Here is an 18,482-nt window from a genome sequence, read left to right as displayed (position 1 = left end):
CGAATGCCGTGACCGGCAACCATAGGCAATGCCTATCCAAACCGACAGCTCCCGCAAACCGAAGCCACAAACGCGTCACCCCATGAAAGACCACACAAGAAACAATCTCACAATCGAACAAATGACGAATTTGTAGCTATAGTAACAAAATATTCGGTTTATACATCTATTTTTGTTATGGCATCAACATTGAAAAACACAAATGCTATCGACAAACAGACCGGTAACATTCCGATTGCCAGACTCGCCCACTCCGCCGCATCACCGCCTCCTGGGAAAAGAAAGAGAAAAACCGCTGTCATCGGGTTATACACAGGAAAATGTTGGCGCCGATACCCGATCGTTTTTCGCGGGCATGGCAAAGACGCGCGCGACTGGCACGCGCGGTTGACGTTCGGCCCCGACAGGCCGGCTAAGCTCCAAGACCGGTTCACGATACGGACAAGCGAAAGGCAGGGAAGAAAACCGGCCCGGCGTTATCCCTTCCGATCCGCCATGTCCGCCGCCAGCTGTCTCGCCAGAGCGTCCAGGACATCACGACGCTGGCGGAGGCCGAACATGTTCAGCATACGGGCGGCGAACCGGCCCATCACGCGCAATCCATCGCCGCGAGAACGCGGGATCAGGTGAATATGCATGTGCGGAATATGCTGATTGGCGGCGCTGCCATCATTGAGCAGGAGGTTGGCGCCGTCCCGCGCCAGCCCGACCCGTTGCTCGGCGGCGAGGATCCGCTCGGCAACGCCGAAGAGGTGTTCGCGCTCACCGGCCGGCAGATCATGCAACCGGGCGGCGTGACGCCGCGGGATCACCAGCGCATGACCGCGCCCGACCGGATGAATGTCCATCAGGCACAGGCACGCCTCGTCCTGAAGCACCACACTGGCCGGCAAACGCCCGGCCACGATCTCGCAAAAGAGGCATGTGCGACTCATGACTCTTCCCCTCAGCTCGCCGCGGACGGCGCGGGATCCCGCAGACTGCGGCGCAGAATCTTGCCGACATTGGATTTGGGCAGTTCATCGCGGAACTCGACCTGGCGCGGCACCTTGTAGGCGGTCAAAAACTGTCGGCAATGCTCGATCAGATCCGCTTCATTCAATGCGGCGTCGCGCTTGACCACGAAGATTTTCACGGCTTCGCCGGTGCGGTCGTCCGGCACGCCGATGCAGGCCACCTCCTGCACCCCCGGATGCCGCGCCACGATATCCTCCACCTCGTTCGGATACACATTGAAGCCGGAGACCAGCACCATGTCCTTCTTGCGGTCGACGAGTTTGAGATAACCCTCGGCGGTCCAGACCGCGATGTCGCCCGTCGTGAAAAAACCGTCCGCATGAAAGACCTTGGCGGTCTCCTCCGGCCGTCCCCAGTAGCCTTGCATGACCTGCGGCCCTTTGACGCACAGCTCGCCAGGACTGCCATGCGCGACATCCTTTCCCTGATCGTCACGCAAAGTCACGATCGTGCCCGGCACCGGCACGCCCACCGTGCCGGTATAGCGGCCAAGGCGGACCGGATTGACCGAAATCAGCGGAGAGGTTTCGGTCAGGCCGTAGCCTTCGACCAGCGGCAGGCCGGTAATGGCCTGCCATTTCTCCGCCACCGCTTGCTGGATCGCCGTCCCGCCCCCCACCGCCACTTTCCAGTGAGAAAAATCGAGACGGGCAAAACCCGCATCGTTGACCAGCGCATTGAACAGGGTGTTCACGCCGGTCAGGCAACCGATCCGATGTTTGCCAAGCTCCTTGACCAGAGCCGGGATATCGCGCGGATTGGTGATCAGGACGCTCGTGCCTCCCATACGGGTCACCAGCAGACAATTCACCGTAAGCGCAAACACGTGGTAGAGCGGCAGCGGCGTGCCGAATACCGCTCCCTCCTCGCCCAACGGCTCGCCGAGCACCGAGTGGGCCTGCTCGACATTGGCCAGCAGATTGCCGTGCGTCAGCACCGCGCCTTTGGAAACGCCGGTCGTCCCTCCCGTGTACTGCAAAAAGGCCATGTCGTGCGGCGCGACATCCGCATCCCGTCCGCGCAGCCGTCCGCCCCGGGCCAAGGCTCGCAGGAACGGCACGGTTCCGGAACGCGACCAGGCCGGCACCATTTGTTTGACATGGCGCACGACCGCATTGACCAGCCAGCGCCGGGGCGCCGGCAACATATCGCCCATCGCCGTCACCAGCACCTGCTCGAGCGGGGTGCGCGCTCTGACCTCCTCCAGCACATGGACAAAGTTTTCCAGGATGACGATGACGCGGGCGCCCGAATCCTTGAGCTGGTGTTCCAGTTCCCGGGCGGTATACAGGGGATTGACGTTGACCACCACCAGGCCGGCGCGCAGCGCTCCGTACAAGGCGATCGGGTATTGCAGCAGATTGGGCATCATCAGGGCGATTCGGTCGCCTTTTTGCAGCCCCAGCGAGCCGGTCAGGTAGGCGGCCATGGCCGCCGACAACCTGTCCAGTTCGCGGTAGCTCAGATCCCGCCCCATATTGTGAAAAGCGCTGCGCTGCGGGAAGCGGGCGGCACTGTCGGCCACCATGTGCCCCAGCGACGAGAAGCGGGAAAAATCAATGCCGGCGGCACTATCCGGCTGAGGCGGCACGACATGCATACGAACTCCTCCATCAGGGCTGATTGTTAGCCAAACCGGCATCGCCTCGCATGACCGGCGGCCTGATTGGCGTCACGATCATCGGCATACGCCGTTCAAGCACCCGGTCGCCGCGGCAATCGGCGCAAACCCGCGAGGGTAAAAACCGTGGCACAGCAGGCAAGACCGGTACGCCCGGCGACATCGGCATAATGAAGATTTCCTCATTGCCGAATGAAATCCCGGTCGTCTTGTCCTTGACGATTCTGATCGGACATGGAAACAGCCATGACTAAGTCATGTCAATTCAATATGATGACAGGTCGGGTTTTGTTGCAACAAGGCGCAGATTCCGAGGGAATAAAGGGAAGGAAACGAGAGATACCGGCGGTACCGTTAAGCCCGGATCGTCCCGCCATTTTTTCGTCACGCCCCGGTTGGACAGTGTCCGGCCATCATGACGGCATCTCACCGACGGATAATACAATTGCATAAACAACTCAGGAAACACTAAGCTAACTCCGGCAAACTGGGCACAACCCATAACCCGGAGTCCGATATGAACCGCTTTTTACGGCATCGCGCTTCAGCCCCTGCCGACCACGCCTTCGCGCATGGAGACTGAGCCATGGTTTCCATCGCCCGATCTTCGCTGATTTACGAATGGCGCCGCTTCCTGCCGGCGACGCTCGCGGTCGCCTTTGCCGGTTTGCTGGTGCAAATCCAGATGAGCCTGCTGCTTGGCATGTTCAGTTCGGTGGCCGTGTATATCGATCGCTCGGGCGCCGATCTTTGGGCCGGCTACCCCGGCACGCAAAGTGTCGACCTCGCCCGTCCCATCAGCACCAAAGTGGAAAACAGCCTGCGCATGCACCCCGAAGTCACCCGGGTCGAACGTCTGACCTGGACCGGCGGAGACTGGCTTCGCCCGACCGGCGGCAAACTGATCGCCGTGCTGATCGGCATCAGCCCGTCGCCTGACTCGATGACGTTCTCCAATCTGCTGACGCCGCGCCTGCGCCAGCTTCTGGACGAGCCTAACAGCATCCTCGTGGATATCGCCGATCTGGACAAACTCGGTGTGCGGGTAGGAGACACGACCGAACTGATGGGCAAGCGTGTCAAGGTTGTCGGCACGGTCAACGGCATGCGCTCCATGGGCAGCGCCAACGTGCTGGCCTCGCTGGCCACCGCGCGCAAGCTGGATCCGAGCCTGCGCAAGGACAATACCGAATACTTCCTGATCAAACTCAAGAACCCCGAGAACGCGGAAGCCGTGCGCGACCTGCTGCAGCCCAAAGGCAGCTTCAAACCGTTCCAGGTCTGGACGTCCGAGGAGTTCTCGACCCAGTCGCAAGGCTACTGGCTGTTCGAATCGGGGGCGGGATCGGGGTTTCTGTTTTCGTCGACGCTCGGCCTGCTGGTCGGCATCGTTATCACCAGTCAGACCCTGATGGGAGCGATTGTCGCGGCACTGCGCGAATACGCCACGCTCAGGGCACTCGGAGTCTCCACCTCCTCCTTGCGCGGAGTGGTTCTCGAACAGTCCTTCTGGGTGGGCGTGGTCGGCCTGTTGATCACCGCCGTGGTCGGCTCCATCCTCATCATGGTGGCCAAAGCGGCCTACATCCCGCTGGAAACGCCTCTGGCAGGCTGCATCGCCACCGGCATCCTGGTGCTTGGCATCGCCATGCTGTCGGGTCTGGCCGCATTGCGCGCGCTCAACCAGGCCGAGCCTTTCACTTTGTTGCGCTGACAGGAGCCACCATGTCCACGACACCCTCGATCGTCGCCGAACACATCGACCGCTCCTTTTCCAGCGGCAAAACCCGCCAGCAGGTGCTGTTCGACATTTCGCTGTCGATTCTGCCCGGCGAGCTGACCATGATCATCGGACCGTCCGGTTCCGGCAAGAGTACCCTCTTGTCGGCGCTCTCCGGCCTGCTCGCGCCGGATAACGGGACCGTGCACGCGCTGGGCATCGAGTTGAGCAAACTGACCGCTTCCCAGCTCGATACCTTCCGCCTGGAAAACTGCGGTTTCATTTTTCAGGGCTTCAATCTGTTCGCCGCGCTGACCGCCCAGGAAAACGTCATGTTGCCTTTGAACTACGGGCCAAAGATTCATGCCGACGAGGCCCGGCAACGCTCCAAAGAAGCCCTGGAGATGGTCGGGCTCGGCTCGCGCATGCAGCTTCGCCCGCTGGAATTGTCCGGCGGAGAAAAGCAGCGGGTCGCCATTGCCCGCGCGCTGGTCAAACGCCCGCGCCTTCTCTTTGCCGATGAGCCCACCAGCGCGCTGGACGGCCAGAACGGCCAGATCGTTGTCAGCCTGCTGCATGAAATCGCCAGAACCCGGGGCACCACGGTGCTGGGCGTTTCCCATGACAACCGATTGATCAAGCACGCCGACCGCGTGATCACCCTGGAAGACGGACGCGTCGTCAAAGACCAGCGCGCCAGCCATATCCCGGAGACTACCGCATGAACACTCAGACTTTCATTCATCCTTTATCGGCCGCCGTACTCGTCGCCGTACTGCTGACGGGCTGCTCGGAACCGGAAAAAACCAAAGCGCCGATCGTGTCGCCCTGGGCCGCGGTGGCCAAGGGCAGCGTCAGCATCGAAGGCGGTATCATCAACATTGCCGCGCCGCGTCCCGGCATTGTCCGTCAGGTCGAAGTGGAGGAAGGCGCCGAGGTCAAAACCGGCCAGGTGCTCGCCCGCATCGATGACCGGGAGGCCATGCTCGCGCACAAGGTCCGCGAACGGGAGCAGCAGGCGGCGCGCGAGGAATTGAAGCTCGCGCAAACCAAACTGGCCATCGCCCAGCGGGAGCTGCGGCGTGTCGAAAGCCTGCCGGGCGATGACGAAGTATCGCGCCAGGACAAGGACAACGCGCGCGACCAGGTGAACCTCGCCATCTCGGAACTCGACAAGCAAAAAGCCGCGCTGACCGTGGCCGACGCCCAGATGGCGGCCAGCCAGCTGGAAGTGGAACGCCATGTGGTCAGGGCGCCGCAGGACGGCCGCATCATCCGCCGCCAGGCCAAGCCGGGCGACGGTACCTCGACGCTCAACGTGACCCCGCTGTTTCAGTTCGCGCCGAACGGTCCGCGCATCATCCGCGCCGACCTCGAGGAACGTTTTGTCAACTCGGTGCAACCTGGGCAGGCCGCGGAGGTCACGCTCGAGGCCGATGACAAGAAAACCTACAAGGCTCGCGTGCTGCGCCTGGGGCAAGTGTTCGGCAATCGGCCGGAAACCGATGATCCCAACGAAAAGCAGGACATGCGCATCATCGAATGCGTCCTGTCCGTCGAAGCGCCCCAGCTGCGCATCGGCCAACGCGTGATCGTCCGGATCGTTCGTCAAGACGGAGCGGGAAAATCATGAATCGACCTGTCACCCTCGCGCTGTGTCTGGGGTTGGCGGCTTGCGCCCAGAACACGCCCCCCCGGCCTGCGCCGGCGCTGCCCGCCCAATTCAGCGCGCCACTGCCCGGCAACGCTCCGATGGGTTCGCAAGCCTGGGCCATGTTCGGCGACCGGGGGCTGAATGAATGGATCGCCCGGGTCTGGGCCGGTAATACCGATCTGGCCGTCAGCCTCGCCCGCCAGGATGCGGCGGCGGCGGAACTGGGCGTCTCCGAAGCGGAACGCTACCCCACGGTGGGATTCCAGCAGTCCATGGAACGGCGCAAGCTGTCGCGGTACGATCTGGGAGAACTGAGCGAAGACACGCCCAATCCGAGCCGGCGCTACGCCAGCCAGTTCAATCTCTCCTATGAACTCGATCTGCGCGGCAAGGTCAGCGCGGTCGTGCGGGCCGGCAAAGCGAACTATCAGGCGACCCGCTTTGACGAATCGGCCTTGCGGCTGAGCCTCGCCCGGCAAACGGCGGAATTGTGGATGACGCGCGCGGAACTCATCGCCAGCGAATCACGGCTACGCCATGCGGCCGACCTGCGCCAGCGCGTCTGGCAAAGTGCCCAGGCAAGACAAAAAGCCGGGCTGACGAGCGGCAACAAGATCCGGGATCAGGAACGCGAAGCCGCCGAGAGCGCGCTGCAGGTCACCCAGCACACCGACTCGCTCAAGAAAGTCGAGCGCAGCCTGTGCTTGCTCGCCGCCCAGATGCCGGATGAGTGCCGCTTGCCTCCCGCCCTGCCGGTCGACCAGTTGACGCTGCCGGAAATCGGCAGCGAATTGCCAGCGCAACTGTTGCAGCGGCGCCCTGACCTGGCGGCGGCCGAAGCCCGCTATAACGCCGCCAGGGCACGGGCCGACGAGGCCGAAGCGGCCCGCTGGCCGGCCCTGAACCTGATCGGCAACGTGGGCATCAATGCCGGCAGTTGGGCGGGATTGCGCAAGAGCCATGTCCTGGCCTGGTCGCTGATGCCACAAATCGCCGTCTCGCTGTTTGATGGGGGAAGGCTGCGTCAGGAAGCCGAGCGCAGCCGCTCGGCGACCCGCGAACAATACGCGGCCTGGCATGGCGCCATCACTCAGGCGGTATATGAAGTGGAGGACGGTCTGGCGGCGATCATGCAGACCCAGACCCAGTACGATACGCGGCAGCGCCAGAGCGACCTCGCGCGACGGCAGCTTGCGGCCGCGCAGAATTCGCGGCAGGCGGGATTGCTTCAGGGCAGCGGCGAATGGACGGTACAATTGACCCAGTTGCAAGCCGAACAGGATGCCTTGCTCAGCCGCAAGGAGCACTTGCAGGCCGCCGTCAGACTGATCGCCGCCCTGGGCGGCGGCTGGGATCCACAACAACCCGACCCGAAAAAATGAGCCTTGACACTGCCTGCGAACTTGATGGCCTCGAAGCCGCCCTGAGCCGCTTGCCGCCAGCCTGCGCCGCGCTGCGGCAGGCTTCGCTGCGCTACACGATCGACGAAACCATGCTGACGGCGCTGACACCGCCCCACGCTCCCTTGCCGGAGGCATTGTCCGGCGCCGTGCTCAAGCGCCGGGTGGAGTTCGCCGCCGGGCGATGGTGCGCCCGCGAAGCCTTGCGCCGTTGCGGGTACACAGGGACGGCCGATCTGGCCGTCGGCCGTCATCGGGCGCCATGCTGGCCCGGTGGCTACCTCGGATCGATCAGCCATTGCCACGGATTGGCCGTGGCGATTGCCGCGCCGGCCGGTTCGCTGACCGGCGTCGGCATCGACCTCGAACTGACCATGCCGGCCGACACCGCCCGGTCGATCGCGCCGCACATCGCCACCGCCCGGGAGCGGGAACTGGGGGCCGCGCTAGGCAGCGAGATCTGGACCACGCTGGTGTTTTCTGCGAAAGAGAGTCTGTTCAAGGCGCTCTACCCCACCGTGGGTCGCTACTTCGAGTTCCTGGACGCCGTCGCGGAGGATCTGGATCCCGATCGGGGAGAAATCAGCCTGCGGTTGGCCACCACGCTGTCGGACCGCCATCGGCAGGGCGATGTGCACCGGGTTGCCTTTGCCCTGGCGGACAAGGGTCTGGTTACCCGCTGCCTGGCCCGGGAAGCACCGGCGGCGCGTTGACTCCGGCGGCCGGCAGGCGGATTTCCACGCCCAGACCGCGGCCATGCAAGCCGTCGCCAAGGAGCAGCGAACCTCCATGCAACTCGACCACCCGCTTAACGATCGCCAGTCCCAGTCCGCTGCCGGTGGCGGACGTATCCGGCAAGCGGACGAACCGTTTTAGCGCCTCCTCGCGCCATTCGGGCGGAATGCCCGGCCCGTCGTCGTATACCGCCAGACGCACACAGTGAAATCCCTCCTCCGCCTCCAGCCGGATTGCCGAGCCTTGCGGACAATACCGGATGGCATTGTCGAGCAGATTGTCCAGCAGACTGTCCAGCGCGATGGCGTCCCCCGCGTACGGCACGGTATCCGCCCCCTCATAAGCGATGTCCATCCCGCATGCGATGGCATGCGGGGCGTGCCGGGCCAGCGCTTCGCGGGCAAGAACGGCAAGATCAAAGATCTGCACGTGCGAGCGGGTCGACTCGGATTCGAGCCGCGACAGCGCCAGCAGCTTGCCCACCAGTTCGGCGCAACGCGACAGACTCTCTTGCAACCGGGCGGCGATGTCGGAACGCTCCTGCTCGGAGGCGGCCTGCTCCAGCAGATGGATCTGAGCCCCCAGCGCCGCCAGCGGCGTGCGCATCTCGTGCGCCGCATCCGCAAAAAAACGCTGCTCGCCCTCGCGATAGGAGGCCAGCCGGGAGAGCAGCACGTTGACCGAGGTAAATACCGGCGCGAGTTCGCGGTAGGCCGAATCGGGACTCGCCAACGGCTGAGTCGAGGAGGGGTTGCGCTCGGAAATGGCCCGGGCAAGATTGTTCAGCGGCAATAGCGCGCGTCCGAAGCCCAACTGCAGCAACACAATCATGACCGGTAATGTCACCAGCAGGGGCAACAGGAAAAACACCAGAATCTCCGCCTGGGCACGCTGCACGAAACCGCGCTCGATGGCGATCTGCACGGTGATCGCGCGGTTCTCGCTCTGGGCGGAAACCACCCGCCAGCGTCCGCGGTTGACCGGCGGAGCGCCGGGTTCGGGATTGCCCGGCACCGGCCAGACACCGGACTGGGCAAGCGCAGGCCCCGTCGGCGCGACGATGCGATAGGCGAACTCGTGCTCGAGCAACGGAGAATTCGAATAGGAACGGCTGAACTGGAAAATCTGCCGTTCGATGACATGCGAGCGGCCAGGCTCGCCGACATCCGTGCTGTAGACCGCCGCCACGGTACCGGCAAGATTGCTCAGGTCCCGGTCGAAAAATCCGGTGCCGACACGCGTCACTTCCCAGTAAAACCAGATCAGCAGCAAGGACCAGATGGCGACAATGGACGCAAGGCTTGTCCAGACCAGACGTCGATATAATGAACGACCGCGGGAGAATGCCATCGTCGCCCTCAGGGTTTGGGCAACAGGTAACCGACACCGCGAACCGTGCGCACCCGGTCGCTGCCGAGTTTGCGCCGCAGGTTATGGACATGCACTTCAAGGGCATTGTCCGATTCGCAGTTCAGGTGTCCGACCAGATGCTCGCGGTTCACCACCTTGCCGGCCTTGCGCACCAGCTCGAGCAACAGAGCGAACTCGGAGGGCGACAACACCACCGGCTCGCCATCGATCGTCACGTTGCGTGTGTCGGTATCGACCACCAGGGAGCCGATCTGCCACACCGATGACACGAAGCCGCAGCTGCGCCGCGTCACCGCCTGCAGGCGCGCGAGCAGTTCCGGAATCGCGAACGGCTTGACCAGATAATCGTCGGCCCCCTCGCGTAACCCGGCAAGACGGCTTGGCAGGTCATCGCGAGCAGTGAGGACGATGATGGGCAGGGCATTGCCTTTCGCGCGCAGTTCGCGCAACAGATCGAGTCCTTCTCCGTCGGGGAGCCCAAGGTCCAGCAGCAAGGCATCGTGGGTCTCGGACGACAGGAACGCGCGCGCGTCTTTCAGCCTGCGCACCCACACGGCGCGCAGGCCGGCCAGGCGCAAGCCCTGACCGAGCGCCTCCCCGAGGGCCAGATCGTCCTCCACCAGCAGTACGTTCATTATCGGCGTCAAGTCCCGGGCAGGCTGTGTATCGCGATGCGATGCGCATTCCGGCCCTGTTTGAGAATTGTCCGACTGTACCACACCTGCTATTCGTACAACATCGACAGAAACGCTGATTATTCAATCATCAAGCGCGATGGCTCTCCTTGCACTCAGTACCAGCGGAACACCCGCAACCCCGCCAGGAACGACCCCAGTCCCATCAGCGTCAGGACGACCGCCGCCTGCGCGACATCGACAACACCGGCGCCTTCGACAAAGACCTTGCGCATCGCATCGGCCAGAATGGTCAGTGGCAGCACTTCGATGACAGACACCATCCAGTCGGGGAAATGCTTGTAACTGAAGAAAATCCCCGAGAACACCACCAGCAGCAGGATGGTCACTTCGAGCAACCCGCTGGCGGTCTGGGCCTTGAGCGCGCGCGAGGCGGCCAGGATCGAAATGCCGGCAAAGCACAGATTGCCCGCGACGATCAGCACGATGAAGGGAAGTATGCCCCCTTGCGCATGAACGTCGAAGTAGTTCTGCGCAAACAGGTAAATGGCCAGAATCTCCATGAAACTGAACACGAAGCAGGCCAGCACGTGCGCCGCGAGGAAATCGTGCTTGCGCATCGGCGTGATGCGCATCTGCCGGGTGACCTTGGTCACGCGCTTATCGACCAGCGCCCAGCCGACCGAGATCAGGCAGGTTTCCATGATGGCCATGGCGATCAGTCCCGGCACCAGAAAGTCGATATAGCGCAGACCCGGGCCCTCCAGCACCGACATGTCCTTGGCGATCGCCCGGGACAAACCGCCCGGATCGTCGCCCAGGAAGAAATACGTCAGCATCGCCTCGCTGTTTTGCGGATCCAGGTAATACACCCGTTTGCCCGAGGCGGCATCCGGCTCGACGAAAACCTGGACATCCCCGCGCTTTAACCCGCGCACCACTTCCTCGCGGCTGTTGTAGTACGTAAAGCGGAATTTCACTGTGATCAGGTGGCTGCGCTTGACATCGCCGGCATTGACCACCGATGGCAGGGTATGCTCCTTGCCCTCGATGCGCGCGGCCCAGGCCCTGATATCCGCCTGCGCGGCCACCTGATTGGCGGGCAGCACGATCCCCACCACCCGTTCCTTCACGCTGTCATCGGAGAACGAGACGCCGAGCAGCCATACCAGCAGCAACGGGAAACCGAACGACCAGAACAGGATTTGCGGCTCGCGGAAATATTGGCGGAATTGCACCGCGACAAGATTGATCAGAGCGTTATTCATGGAAACCTCGACCGGCCAGAGACAGGAACAAATCGTCCAGTGTTTTTTTGCGTACGATGATTTCGTCGATGTCGACCTTGCGCTCGCGAACGAAGGCCGACAGACGGAACAGAAAATCCGACCCGTTGTGCACCAGGATGCGGGCCTTGGCGGACTCGCGGTCGTAACTGTAACTGATCACGTTGTCGCTGTTTTTCAGTTCATCGCAGGCGCTTTCATTGCGAACCCGGTATTCGACGATCTCGCCCGGCTCATGCGTCTGCAGCAGTTGCGACAACGTGCCCTGGGTGAGAATTTTTCCCTGGTGCATGATGCAGATCCGGTCACACAGGAATTCCGCCTCCTCCATGTAATGGGTGGTGAGAATCATCGTCGAGCGGCTTTCCTTGTTCAGTCTGCGCAGGATTTCCCATGTGCCGCGCCGCACCTGGGGATCCAGCCCCGTGGTCGGTTCGTCGAGGATCATGATCTGCGGTTCATTCAACATGGCGATGGCCAGCGCCAGCCGCTGCCGCTGGCCGCCCGACAACCCTTCCACCAACGCGCGGCGTTTAGCGGTCAACTCGACCAGCTCCAGCACTTCGCCGGTGCGGCTGCGCGGCCGCCGGTAAAAACTGCCGAACAGATTGACGGTCTCCTCGACCCTGAGCTTGCCGATGAACAGGGGCTCTTGCAGCACCCCGGCCAGGCGGGGGCGCAAATACCGTTCGTCCTTGTCCCAACTCTTGCCAAGCAGGCGGATAGTGCCCTCGTCCGGCCGGCTCAACCCCTCGATCATTTCCACGAGCGTGGTTTTGCCCGCCCCGTTCGGCCCGAGCAAGGCGACAAACTCGCCACGGCCGATTTCCAGCGACACATTGTTGACGGCGGTCAGATCCTTGAAACGCTTGGTCACGCCGTTGAATTCGATGACCGGGTCGTGTGGTGCCATGTCCATAGGTGCTAGCGATCCATGAGATTGATGGGAAGATGCGGATTGCGCGAGAGATACCCGAGCACATCAGAAAGCGCGGCAAGCAGCGCCGCAACGCCTTCGGCATTGAGGTTCGCGCACGTTACGCGCAAGGAAGGCGTGCCGTTGCCCGTGTCGACGATATAAATATTGATGGTGTCATCCTCCCACTGGCCCGGACATTCTTCGTCCAGCGTGTATTGGGTCGGGCTATTCAACGGACGAGCCTTCAGCCCGGACGCATTCTGTTCCGACTCGGTGTCCCGCTTGAAGGCGCTTTGCAGCATGTTCACGTTGATGACCGGATCCGGAACACCGTGAAAGGCGGTACGGTCGCCACGCCGCCATCCTTTGGGAGGAAACGGCTCCATGAACAGATAATCGGCGAGAAATCGCGGATAGAGCCGGGCCTTGCGAAACACCCTGGCCATCAGCCAGCCGGCCGCGCGCACGCCCGCGACGCGCAAACGCGGACTCGACCGCCAGCGCTGTTCGGCGAGCAAGCCGACCGGGATGCTCCACGGGCAGTCGCGATGCTCATAGGCCTCGAGCACGAACTCGCGCACCCGGCCGAGCAGCGCGTCGAATGTCATGCCGCCCTCCATCGCCATCGGCACCGGCATCACCCCCAGCAACGGCGCCATCAGGGCATCGGTTCCCGGTTCCTCGCGGTTTTCCAGGACGGAGTTGACCGTGAAGCGGGCCTGGCCGGTCACCCGGTGAATCGCGCTCCCAACGACCGCAATCAATCCCATCTGCAATGTGGCTTTGTGACGGTGGGCGAGCCCGGTCAGGGCGGCCAGCGCGCCTTCCGGAAACGCCATGTAGCGGCTGTGGAGGATCCGCTCGCCGCGTGCCAGCATCCTTTCGGGAAAACGCGCATACGGATGGCCGGCCAGCCGCTTGCGCCAGAACGTCTCCGCCGCCGCGCCGCAAAGTCGGTTGCGATCACGCTCGGCAACGGCGAACCGGCCGATCTGCAGGGTATCGGCGCGACCGGGCAAGCGCCGCTCGCCACGGAACAGCGCCTCGTAGCACTCGATCAATTGCCGCTCGAACAGGTGCACCGCGCCGCCGTCGGCGACGATGTGCGGGAAACACAGCAGCAACAGATGCTGCCGGGGGGCGAGACGGAACAGGCGCGCGCGCAACAGGGGAGGTTCGTCGAGCCGGAACGGGGAGGCGATCAGCGCATGCGAAACCTTGCCGATCACCGCGGCGCGCGGCGCTTCATCCAGCGTCGACACGTCCTGAACAGGCAGATCGAACGGTGTGTGCTCCCGGATCCGCTGCACCGGATTCCAGTCCGGGATGCTCGCCCGAAGCGAGTCATGCCGCTCGATCAACAGGTTGAAGGCGCGCTCCAGCCTCTGGATGTCGAGCTCTCCATCAAGGAGGGTGCGCGACAGATTGTTGGCGGTCTCGCCCAGCGCCGCATACACGAACCAGAAGCACAATTGCGCGTAGCCCAGCGGCAATACCGTGTCGGGCGGGGCTCCGTCGGCCCGGTCCGTCGCCACGGGGAACGGCGTCAGCAGTGTATTCACAGTTTCACCTCGCTTGTGGCGCGCGCATCGCCGACACCGGTTTTCCCGAGCCGCGACCGGGCGCAGTCGGCCAGTTTGGCGATGGTCGGGTTATCGAATATGAGGCCGGTGGGCAAGCGCACATCGAGTTGCCGCTTGATCTCGGCAACGATCTGCACGGCCATTAGCGAATGCCCGTTCAGTTCGAAGAAATCATCGTCGATGCCCAGCGGCGCCACCCCCATCTTGTCTTGCCAGATCCTCTGTATGCACGACTCGATCTCGTCGCGCGGCGCCAGGAACCCCGACGGAAGGTCCGGACGGGGATGGTAGAAACGGCCGGAGGGCGCTTCCGTGTCCGCGGTTTCCGTGGATGGCTCCGGTCGTTCCTCCTCCGACGGCAACGGCAAACCGCGCGTGGAAACGACGCAATGCGCAAGACCACTGGCCAGGGTCCGTTCCAGCACAGCGATGCCCTCTTCGGGAAGCAAGCCGTGACGGATGGCGTCCAGCCGGTCGGCGCCGAGACTGTCGACCGCCATACCCACTTCCCGCCAGGAGTCCCAGCCGATGGAGAGGTAGCGCGTTTTGCCGGCCGCGGCGCCGCGATGCGCGAACGCATCCTGGAAGGCGTTGGCCGCGCAATAGGCGGCCTGGCCAAGCGGCGCGATGTGCGAGGCCAGCGACGAGCACAGCACGAAGCAGTCGAGCGTGTGGCGGCGCAAGGCATGCGCCAGCGCTTCGCTGCCGCCGACCTTGGGCGTGAACACGGCAGCCGAATCGGCGGCGGTGCGCCGCTGGATCAGTGCGCCGTCGGCCACGCCCGCGGAATGAAACACGCCGTTGACGGTCCCGAAAACCCTCTCGGCCCGGACCAGCGCGCGTTTGAGGGCGTGAATATCGGACAGGTCCGAGGCGATGGCCAGCGCACGGCCGCCCATGGCGTGCAATTCCCGCAGCAAGCGGATGCGCCGGGATTTTTCGTTGGACGCGTCATGCTCGGCAAGCCAGGCATCCCACTCCGCCTCGGGCGGAACGTCGCCCCGTGCGATCAGGATCAGCCGGGCCTGATAGTTCCGGGCCAGATGCCGCGCCACCGTTGCGCCGATACCGCCAAAACCGCCGGTGATCACATACACCCCCTGCTCACGGAAGAGGGGCACAGGCGCCGGCTCATCCAGAGAGACGGCCTCCATGCTCTGCACATACCGGCCACGGCCCCGCAGCGCGACGCTGCTGTCGCCGTCGCCGCACAGCAACTCGGCGACCAGCGGCGAGATATCGAAAAACCTCGCCGGCACGAAACGGCTGCGGGCCGGCAGGGCGATGTCGATTTCCTTGCAGCGTATCTGGGCGAACTCGCGGGGAATCACGCGGCATGCGCCGCCGGGCAGCGCCTTGGCCGGATCGATCCGGTCGCTGCCGGTCACGTCGTAACGATGCGTGCATACCAAAAAAAGATCCGCCGAGGCGTCCGGAGCCGTTTGCGTGAACGCGCGGGCAATGGCCAGCAGGACTTCGAAATGCGTGCCGCGGGCACGGGCGTTTTTTCTGGGGAACGGCGTCACCCCGAGACAATCCGCGATGCGGTCGGGCAACGCGCCCTGGGCGTGAAGAAACGCGAACAATTGCCCGATCGCGGTGGCGTTGCCATACGGAATCTGGACCCTCCGATCCCCCACGACCCGGAACGTCCGCCCCGGCCAGACTTGCCAGACCGAGTGCCCGGCGGCACGCAGCGCCTGCGACAGTTGGCGCCCCACGCCCAGCCCGTCGCACAACACCAGCCAGGTGTGCTTCGCCTGAAGCGAGGCCGGCGCCGGACGGGTCGCCTGCCGCCAGACGGGTCGGTAGAACCAGTCGGCCATCGGCAGACGCGCACCGGATGGCAGAGGGGCGGAATGCCGATCCGGCGCGGCGGGGCGGTCAAGCCAATAACGCTGACGCTGGAACGAATACGTCGGCAAGGGAATCTTGCGGCGCGGCTCATTGCGATGGAACGCCCGCCAATCGATTTTTACTCCAAGGCTCCAGAGTTTGCCGATTGTGCCGTAAAGGAAAGCGTCATCGGCGGTGTGACGTTTCATTTCCCGCACGCAGAACAGCACATCGGCGGTTTTTTCCTCTCCCGCCGACTCTTCGGCGAGCGTCGCCAGGGAACGCCCGGGACCGACTTCGAGCAGAACATGGCTTTCATCGCCGGTCACACGGGCGACTCCGTCGGCAAAGCGAACCGGCATGCGCAACTGGCGCAGCCAGTAATCGACCGATACGGCCTCTTCGGGCCGGATCCAGTCGCCGGACACGCAGGACAGAAACGGCAACATCGGCGCGTGCAATTCAATGCCGTCAAAAGCGCGGGAGAACGTCTCCAGGCAGCCGTCCATCATGGAACTGTGGAATGCATGTGAGGTGTGCAAAGGCGTCACGACAATGTCCGCGCGCTCGAGCTCGGCCTCCAGCGTGCCGATCGCGCCACTCTCGCCCGACAAGGTGACGCGCTCCGGGGCGTTGACGGCGGCGAGGCACACGCCGTCGCGCAACCACGGTTTTACCGCCGCTTCGCTCAATCCGACGGCGATCATCCGGCCGGACGGCATCGCCTCCATGGCCGCCGCCCGCGCGCTGACCAGGGCGAGGGCGGAAGGCAGATCGAACACCCCCGCGAGGCAGGCCGCGACATATTCGCCGATGCTGTGGCCGATCGCGGCGCGGGGCCGCACGCCCCAGGACATCAGAAGCCTGGCCAGCGCGTATTCGACAACGAACAGCGCGGGCTGGGTAAAGCGCGTGCGGTACAGGGGCAAATCCCCTGCCGCCACCGCGTCCTCCGACGGAAACACGATGTCCCGGATATCGACACCCAGCTCCGGGGCCAGCAGCGCCGCGCACTCGTCGACAACAGCGGCATAGGCCGGCTCGGACTCGTAAAGACCGCGCATCATGTCCGGATACTGGGCGCCCTGGCCGCTGAACAGGAACACCACGCCTCGGTCATTTTTCCGGCAATGCTGGACAACCGGCTCCTGCGCCAGCGCCGCCAGCATGTCCTCGCGGTCGCGGCTGACCACGCTGCAACGGTAGTCGAGGCCGATCCGACCGGTCTGCAGCGTGTAGGCGGCATCGGCGAGCGATACCGTGTCGTTCGCCGACAGCCAGTCTCGGAACCGGGCAAGGTTCGCCGTCAACGCCGCGCGGGTTTTCCCGGAAAAGCACAGCACCTGCCAGGACCGCGACGCGGTTTTGCCAAGCTGGGGTTCGACCGATTCGAGAATGGCGTGGGCATTGGTCCCGCCGATGCCGAAGGCGCTGACCGCCGCGCGCCGCACCTCGCCCTCCCAGGCGCGATGCCGGGTCGACACGAAAAATGGCGAATCGGCGAAATCGATTTCCGGATTCGGCGCCCGGAAACGCACGCTCGGAGGCAGAACCGCATGCCGGAGCATCTGCACGACCTTGATGAAACCGGCCACCCCGGCCGCGCAATCGGTATGGCCGATATTGGCCTTGACCGACCCGATGGCGCAAAACCCGCGGCGGCCGGTAAACGCGCGATACGCCCGGGTCAGGGCCGCCACCTCCATCGGATCGCCAAGACGCGTGGCCGTGCCGTGCGCTTCGACATAGCCGATCGAATCGGCCTGCACATCGGCGGCCACCAGCGCTTTCTTGATCACGTCGACCTGTCCTGCGACCGACGGCGAGGTGAAGCCGACCTTCTGCGCGCCATCGTTATTGACGGCCGTGCCCTTGACGATGGCGTGGATGGTGTCGCCATCCCGAATCGCGTCGGCCAGGCGCTTGAGCACCACCACGCCGACACCGTTGCTGGAAATGGTGCCGGACGCGGAAGCGTCGAACGTCGCGCAATGGCCGTCGCCCGACAGGATGCCGCCCTCGGCGTGAACATAACCGGTCTTGTGCGGCACGCTGACGCGCACCCCTCCGGCGAGCGCGGTATCGCAGTCTCCGGCCAGCAGCGACTGGCAGGCATAATGAATCAACACCAGCGATGTGGAACACGCCGTGCCGAGCACCACGCTGGGCCCGGTCAGGTTCAATTTGTACGACAGGCGCGTCGCGAGCAGATCGTGGTTGTTTTCATACATCAGATCCGCGAGCACCACGCGACGCAACGCATCGGGGTTGCGCACCGTCTCGACCAGGTAGCTGCTGACCGATGAGCCGGCAAACACGCCGATCGCGCCCTCGTACTGGTCCGGAGCGCATCCCGCGTGCTCCAGCGCCTGCCAGGCGGTTTCCAGAAACAGCCGGTGCTGCGGATCCATCAGCTCGGCCTCTCTCGCCGAATAGCCGAACAGTCCCGCGTCGAAATATTCGATGTCCTCGAGAAAAGCGCCGGCATTCACGTAATCCGGATCCTTCAGACGCTCCTCGCCAATACCGGCCTCGGTCAGTTCCTCCCGGTTCAACGGGCGGATGGTTTCGATGCCCTCCTCGACAAGGCGCCAGTACGCGTCGATATCCTCCGCGCCCGGGAAGCGGCCGGCCATGCCGATCACCGCGATTTCTGCTCCATTCAGTGCTTGCATTGCCAAACTCCCGTTCATCCCGCCGCGTGC

14 protein-coding genes are annotated in these 18,482 nt (G+C 63.8%); 6 read left to right on the top strand and 8 right to left on the bottom strand.

The features are described 5' to 3' along the window. Positions 1-476: 476 nt before the first annotated feature. Both JNO50_RS03165 and JNO50_RS03160 read right to left on the bottom strand, forming a co-directional pair. Complete coding sequence (locus JNO50_RS03165; protein WP_189533393.1) at positions 477-935, bottom strand: HIT family protein; 459 nt, start codon at positions 933-935, stop codon at positions 477-479. Between the two features lie 11 nt (positions 936-946). Next, positions 947-2,617 (bottom strand): AMP-binding protein, encoded by a 1,671-nt coding sequence (locus JNO50_RS03160; protein WP_189533394.1) that lies wholly within the window; start codon positions 2,615-2,617, stop codon positions 947-949. A gap of 50 nt (positions 2,618-2,667) precedes the next feature. Between JNO50_RS03160 and JNO50_RS03155 the strand changes: the two genes are divergently transcribed. The 6 genes from JNO50_RS03155 to JNO50_RS03130 all read left to right on the top strand — a co-directional run bounded on the left by JNO50_RS03155 (position 2,668) and on the right by JNO50_RS03130 (position 8,125). Beyond that, positions 2,668-2,892 (top strand): hypothetical protein, encoded by a 225-nt coding sequence (locus JNO50_RS03155; RefSeq protein ID WP_189533396.1) that lies wholly within the window; start codon positions 2,668-2,670, stop codon positions 2,890-2,892. A gap of 332 nt (positions 2,893-3,224) precedes the next feature. Continuing rightward, complete coding sequence (locus JNO50_RS03150; RefSeq protein ID WP_189533398.1) at positions 3,225-4,352, top strand: ABC transporter permease; 1,128 nt, start codon at positions 3,225-3,227, stop codon at positions 4,350-4,352. Positions 4,353-4,363: 11 nt separating this feature from the next. Continuing rightward, entirely contained in the window at positions 4,364-5,083 is a 720-nt protein-coding gene (locus JNO50_RS03145; protein WP_189533401.1) for an ABC transporter ATP-binding protein, read from the top strand. Continuing rightward, positions 5,080-5,991: an HlyD family secretion protein gene (locus JNO50_RS03140; protein ID WP_189533403.1), complete on the top strand. Its 912-nt coding sequence runs from the start codon at positions 5,080-5,082 to the stop codon at positions 5,989-5,991. Before JNO50_RS03145 ends, JNO50_RS03140 begins: the two co-directional genes overlap by 4 nt. Continuing rightward, positions 5,988-7,394, top strand: coding sequence for an efflux transporter outer membrane subunit (locus JNO50_RS03135; protein WP_189533405.1), 1,407 nt, complete (start codon positions 5,988-5,990; stop codon positions 7,392-7,394). The genes JNO50_RS03140 and JNO50_RS03135 overlap by 4 nt, the downstream gene beginning before the upstream one ends. Then, a complete protein-coding gene (locus JNO50_RS03130) occupies positions 7,391-8,125 on the top strand; it encodes a 4'-phosphopantetheinyl transferase family protein (RefSeq protein ID WP_189533407.1) in 735 nt (244 codons plus the stop codon). The genes JNO50_RS03135 and JNO50_RS03130 overlap by 4 nt, the downstream gene beginning before the upstream one ends. On the opposite strand, the gene JNO50_RS03125 is transcribed toward JNO50_RS03130, so the two are convergent. The 6 genes from JNO50_RS03125 to JNO50_RS03100 form a co-directional block, all read right to left on the bottom strand. Further along, complete coding sequence (locus JNO50_RS03125) at positions 8,085-9,497, bottom strand: ATP-binding protein (protein ID WP_189533409.1); 1,413 nt, start codon at positions 9,495-9,497, stop codon at positions 8,085-8,087. The genes JNO50_RS03130 and JNO50_RS03125 overlap by 41 nt on opposite strands. 8 nt (positions 9,498-9,505) lie before the next feature. Beyond that, positions 9,506-10,153: a response regulator gene (locus JNO50_RS03120; protein WP_189533411.1), complete on the bottom strand. Its 648-nt coding sequence runs from the start codon at positions 10,151-10,153 to the stop codon at positions 9,506-9,508. Between the two features lie 155 nt (positions 10,154-10,308). Beyond that, positions 10,309-11,421 (bottom strand): ABC transporter permease, encoded by a 1,113-nt coding sequence (locus JNO50_RS03115; RefSeq protein ID WP_189533413.1) that lies wholly within the window; start codon positions 11,419-11,421, stop codon positions 10,309-10,311. After that, positions 11,414-12,352, bottom strand: a complete 939-nt coding sequence (locus tag JNO50_RS03110) for an ABC transporter ATP-binding protein (RefSeq protein WP_215796473.1) — start codon at positions 12,350-12,352, stop codon at positions 11,414-11,416. The genes JNO50_RS03115 and JNO50_RS03110 overlap by 8 nt, the downstream gene beginning before the upstream one ends. Positions 12,353-12,363: 11 nt before the next feature. Then, a complete protein-coding gene (locus tag JNO50_RS03105) occupies positions 12,364-13,920 on the bottom strand; it encodes a condensation domain-containing protein (protein ID WP_189533416.1) in 1,557 nt (518 codons plus the stop codon). Next, positions 13,917-18,452 (bottom strand): type I polyketide synthase, encoded by a 4,536-nt coding sequence (locus JNO50_RS03100; protein WP_215796472.1) that lies wholly within the window; start codon positions 18,450-18,452, stop codon positions 13,917-13,919. The genes JNO50_RS03105 and JNO50_RS03100 overlap by 4 nt, the downstream gene beginning before the upstream one ends. Positions 18,453-18,482 lie beyond the last annotated feature (30 nt).

Source organism: Paludibacterium paludis, assembly GCF_018802605.1.
Lineage (GTDB): Bacteria > Pseudomonadota > Gammaproteobacteria > Burkholderiales > Chromobacteriaceae > Paludibacterium > Paludibacterium paludis.
This window is presented reverse-complemented; position numbering and strand designations above follow the sequence as displayed.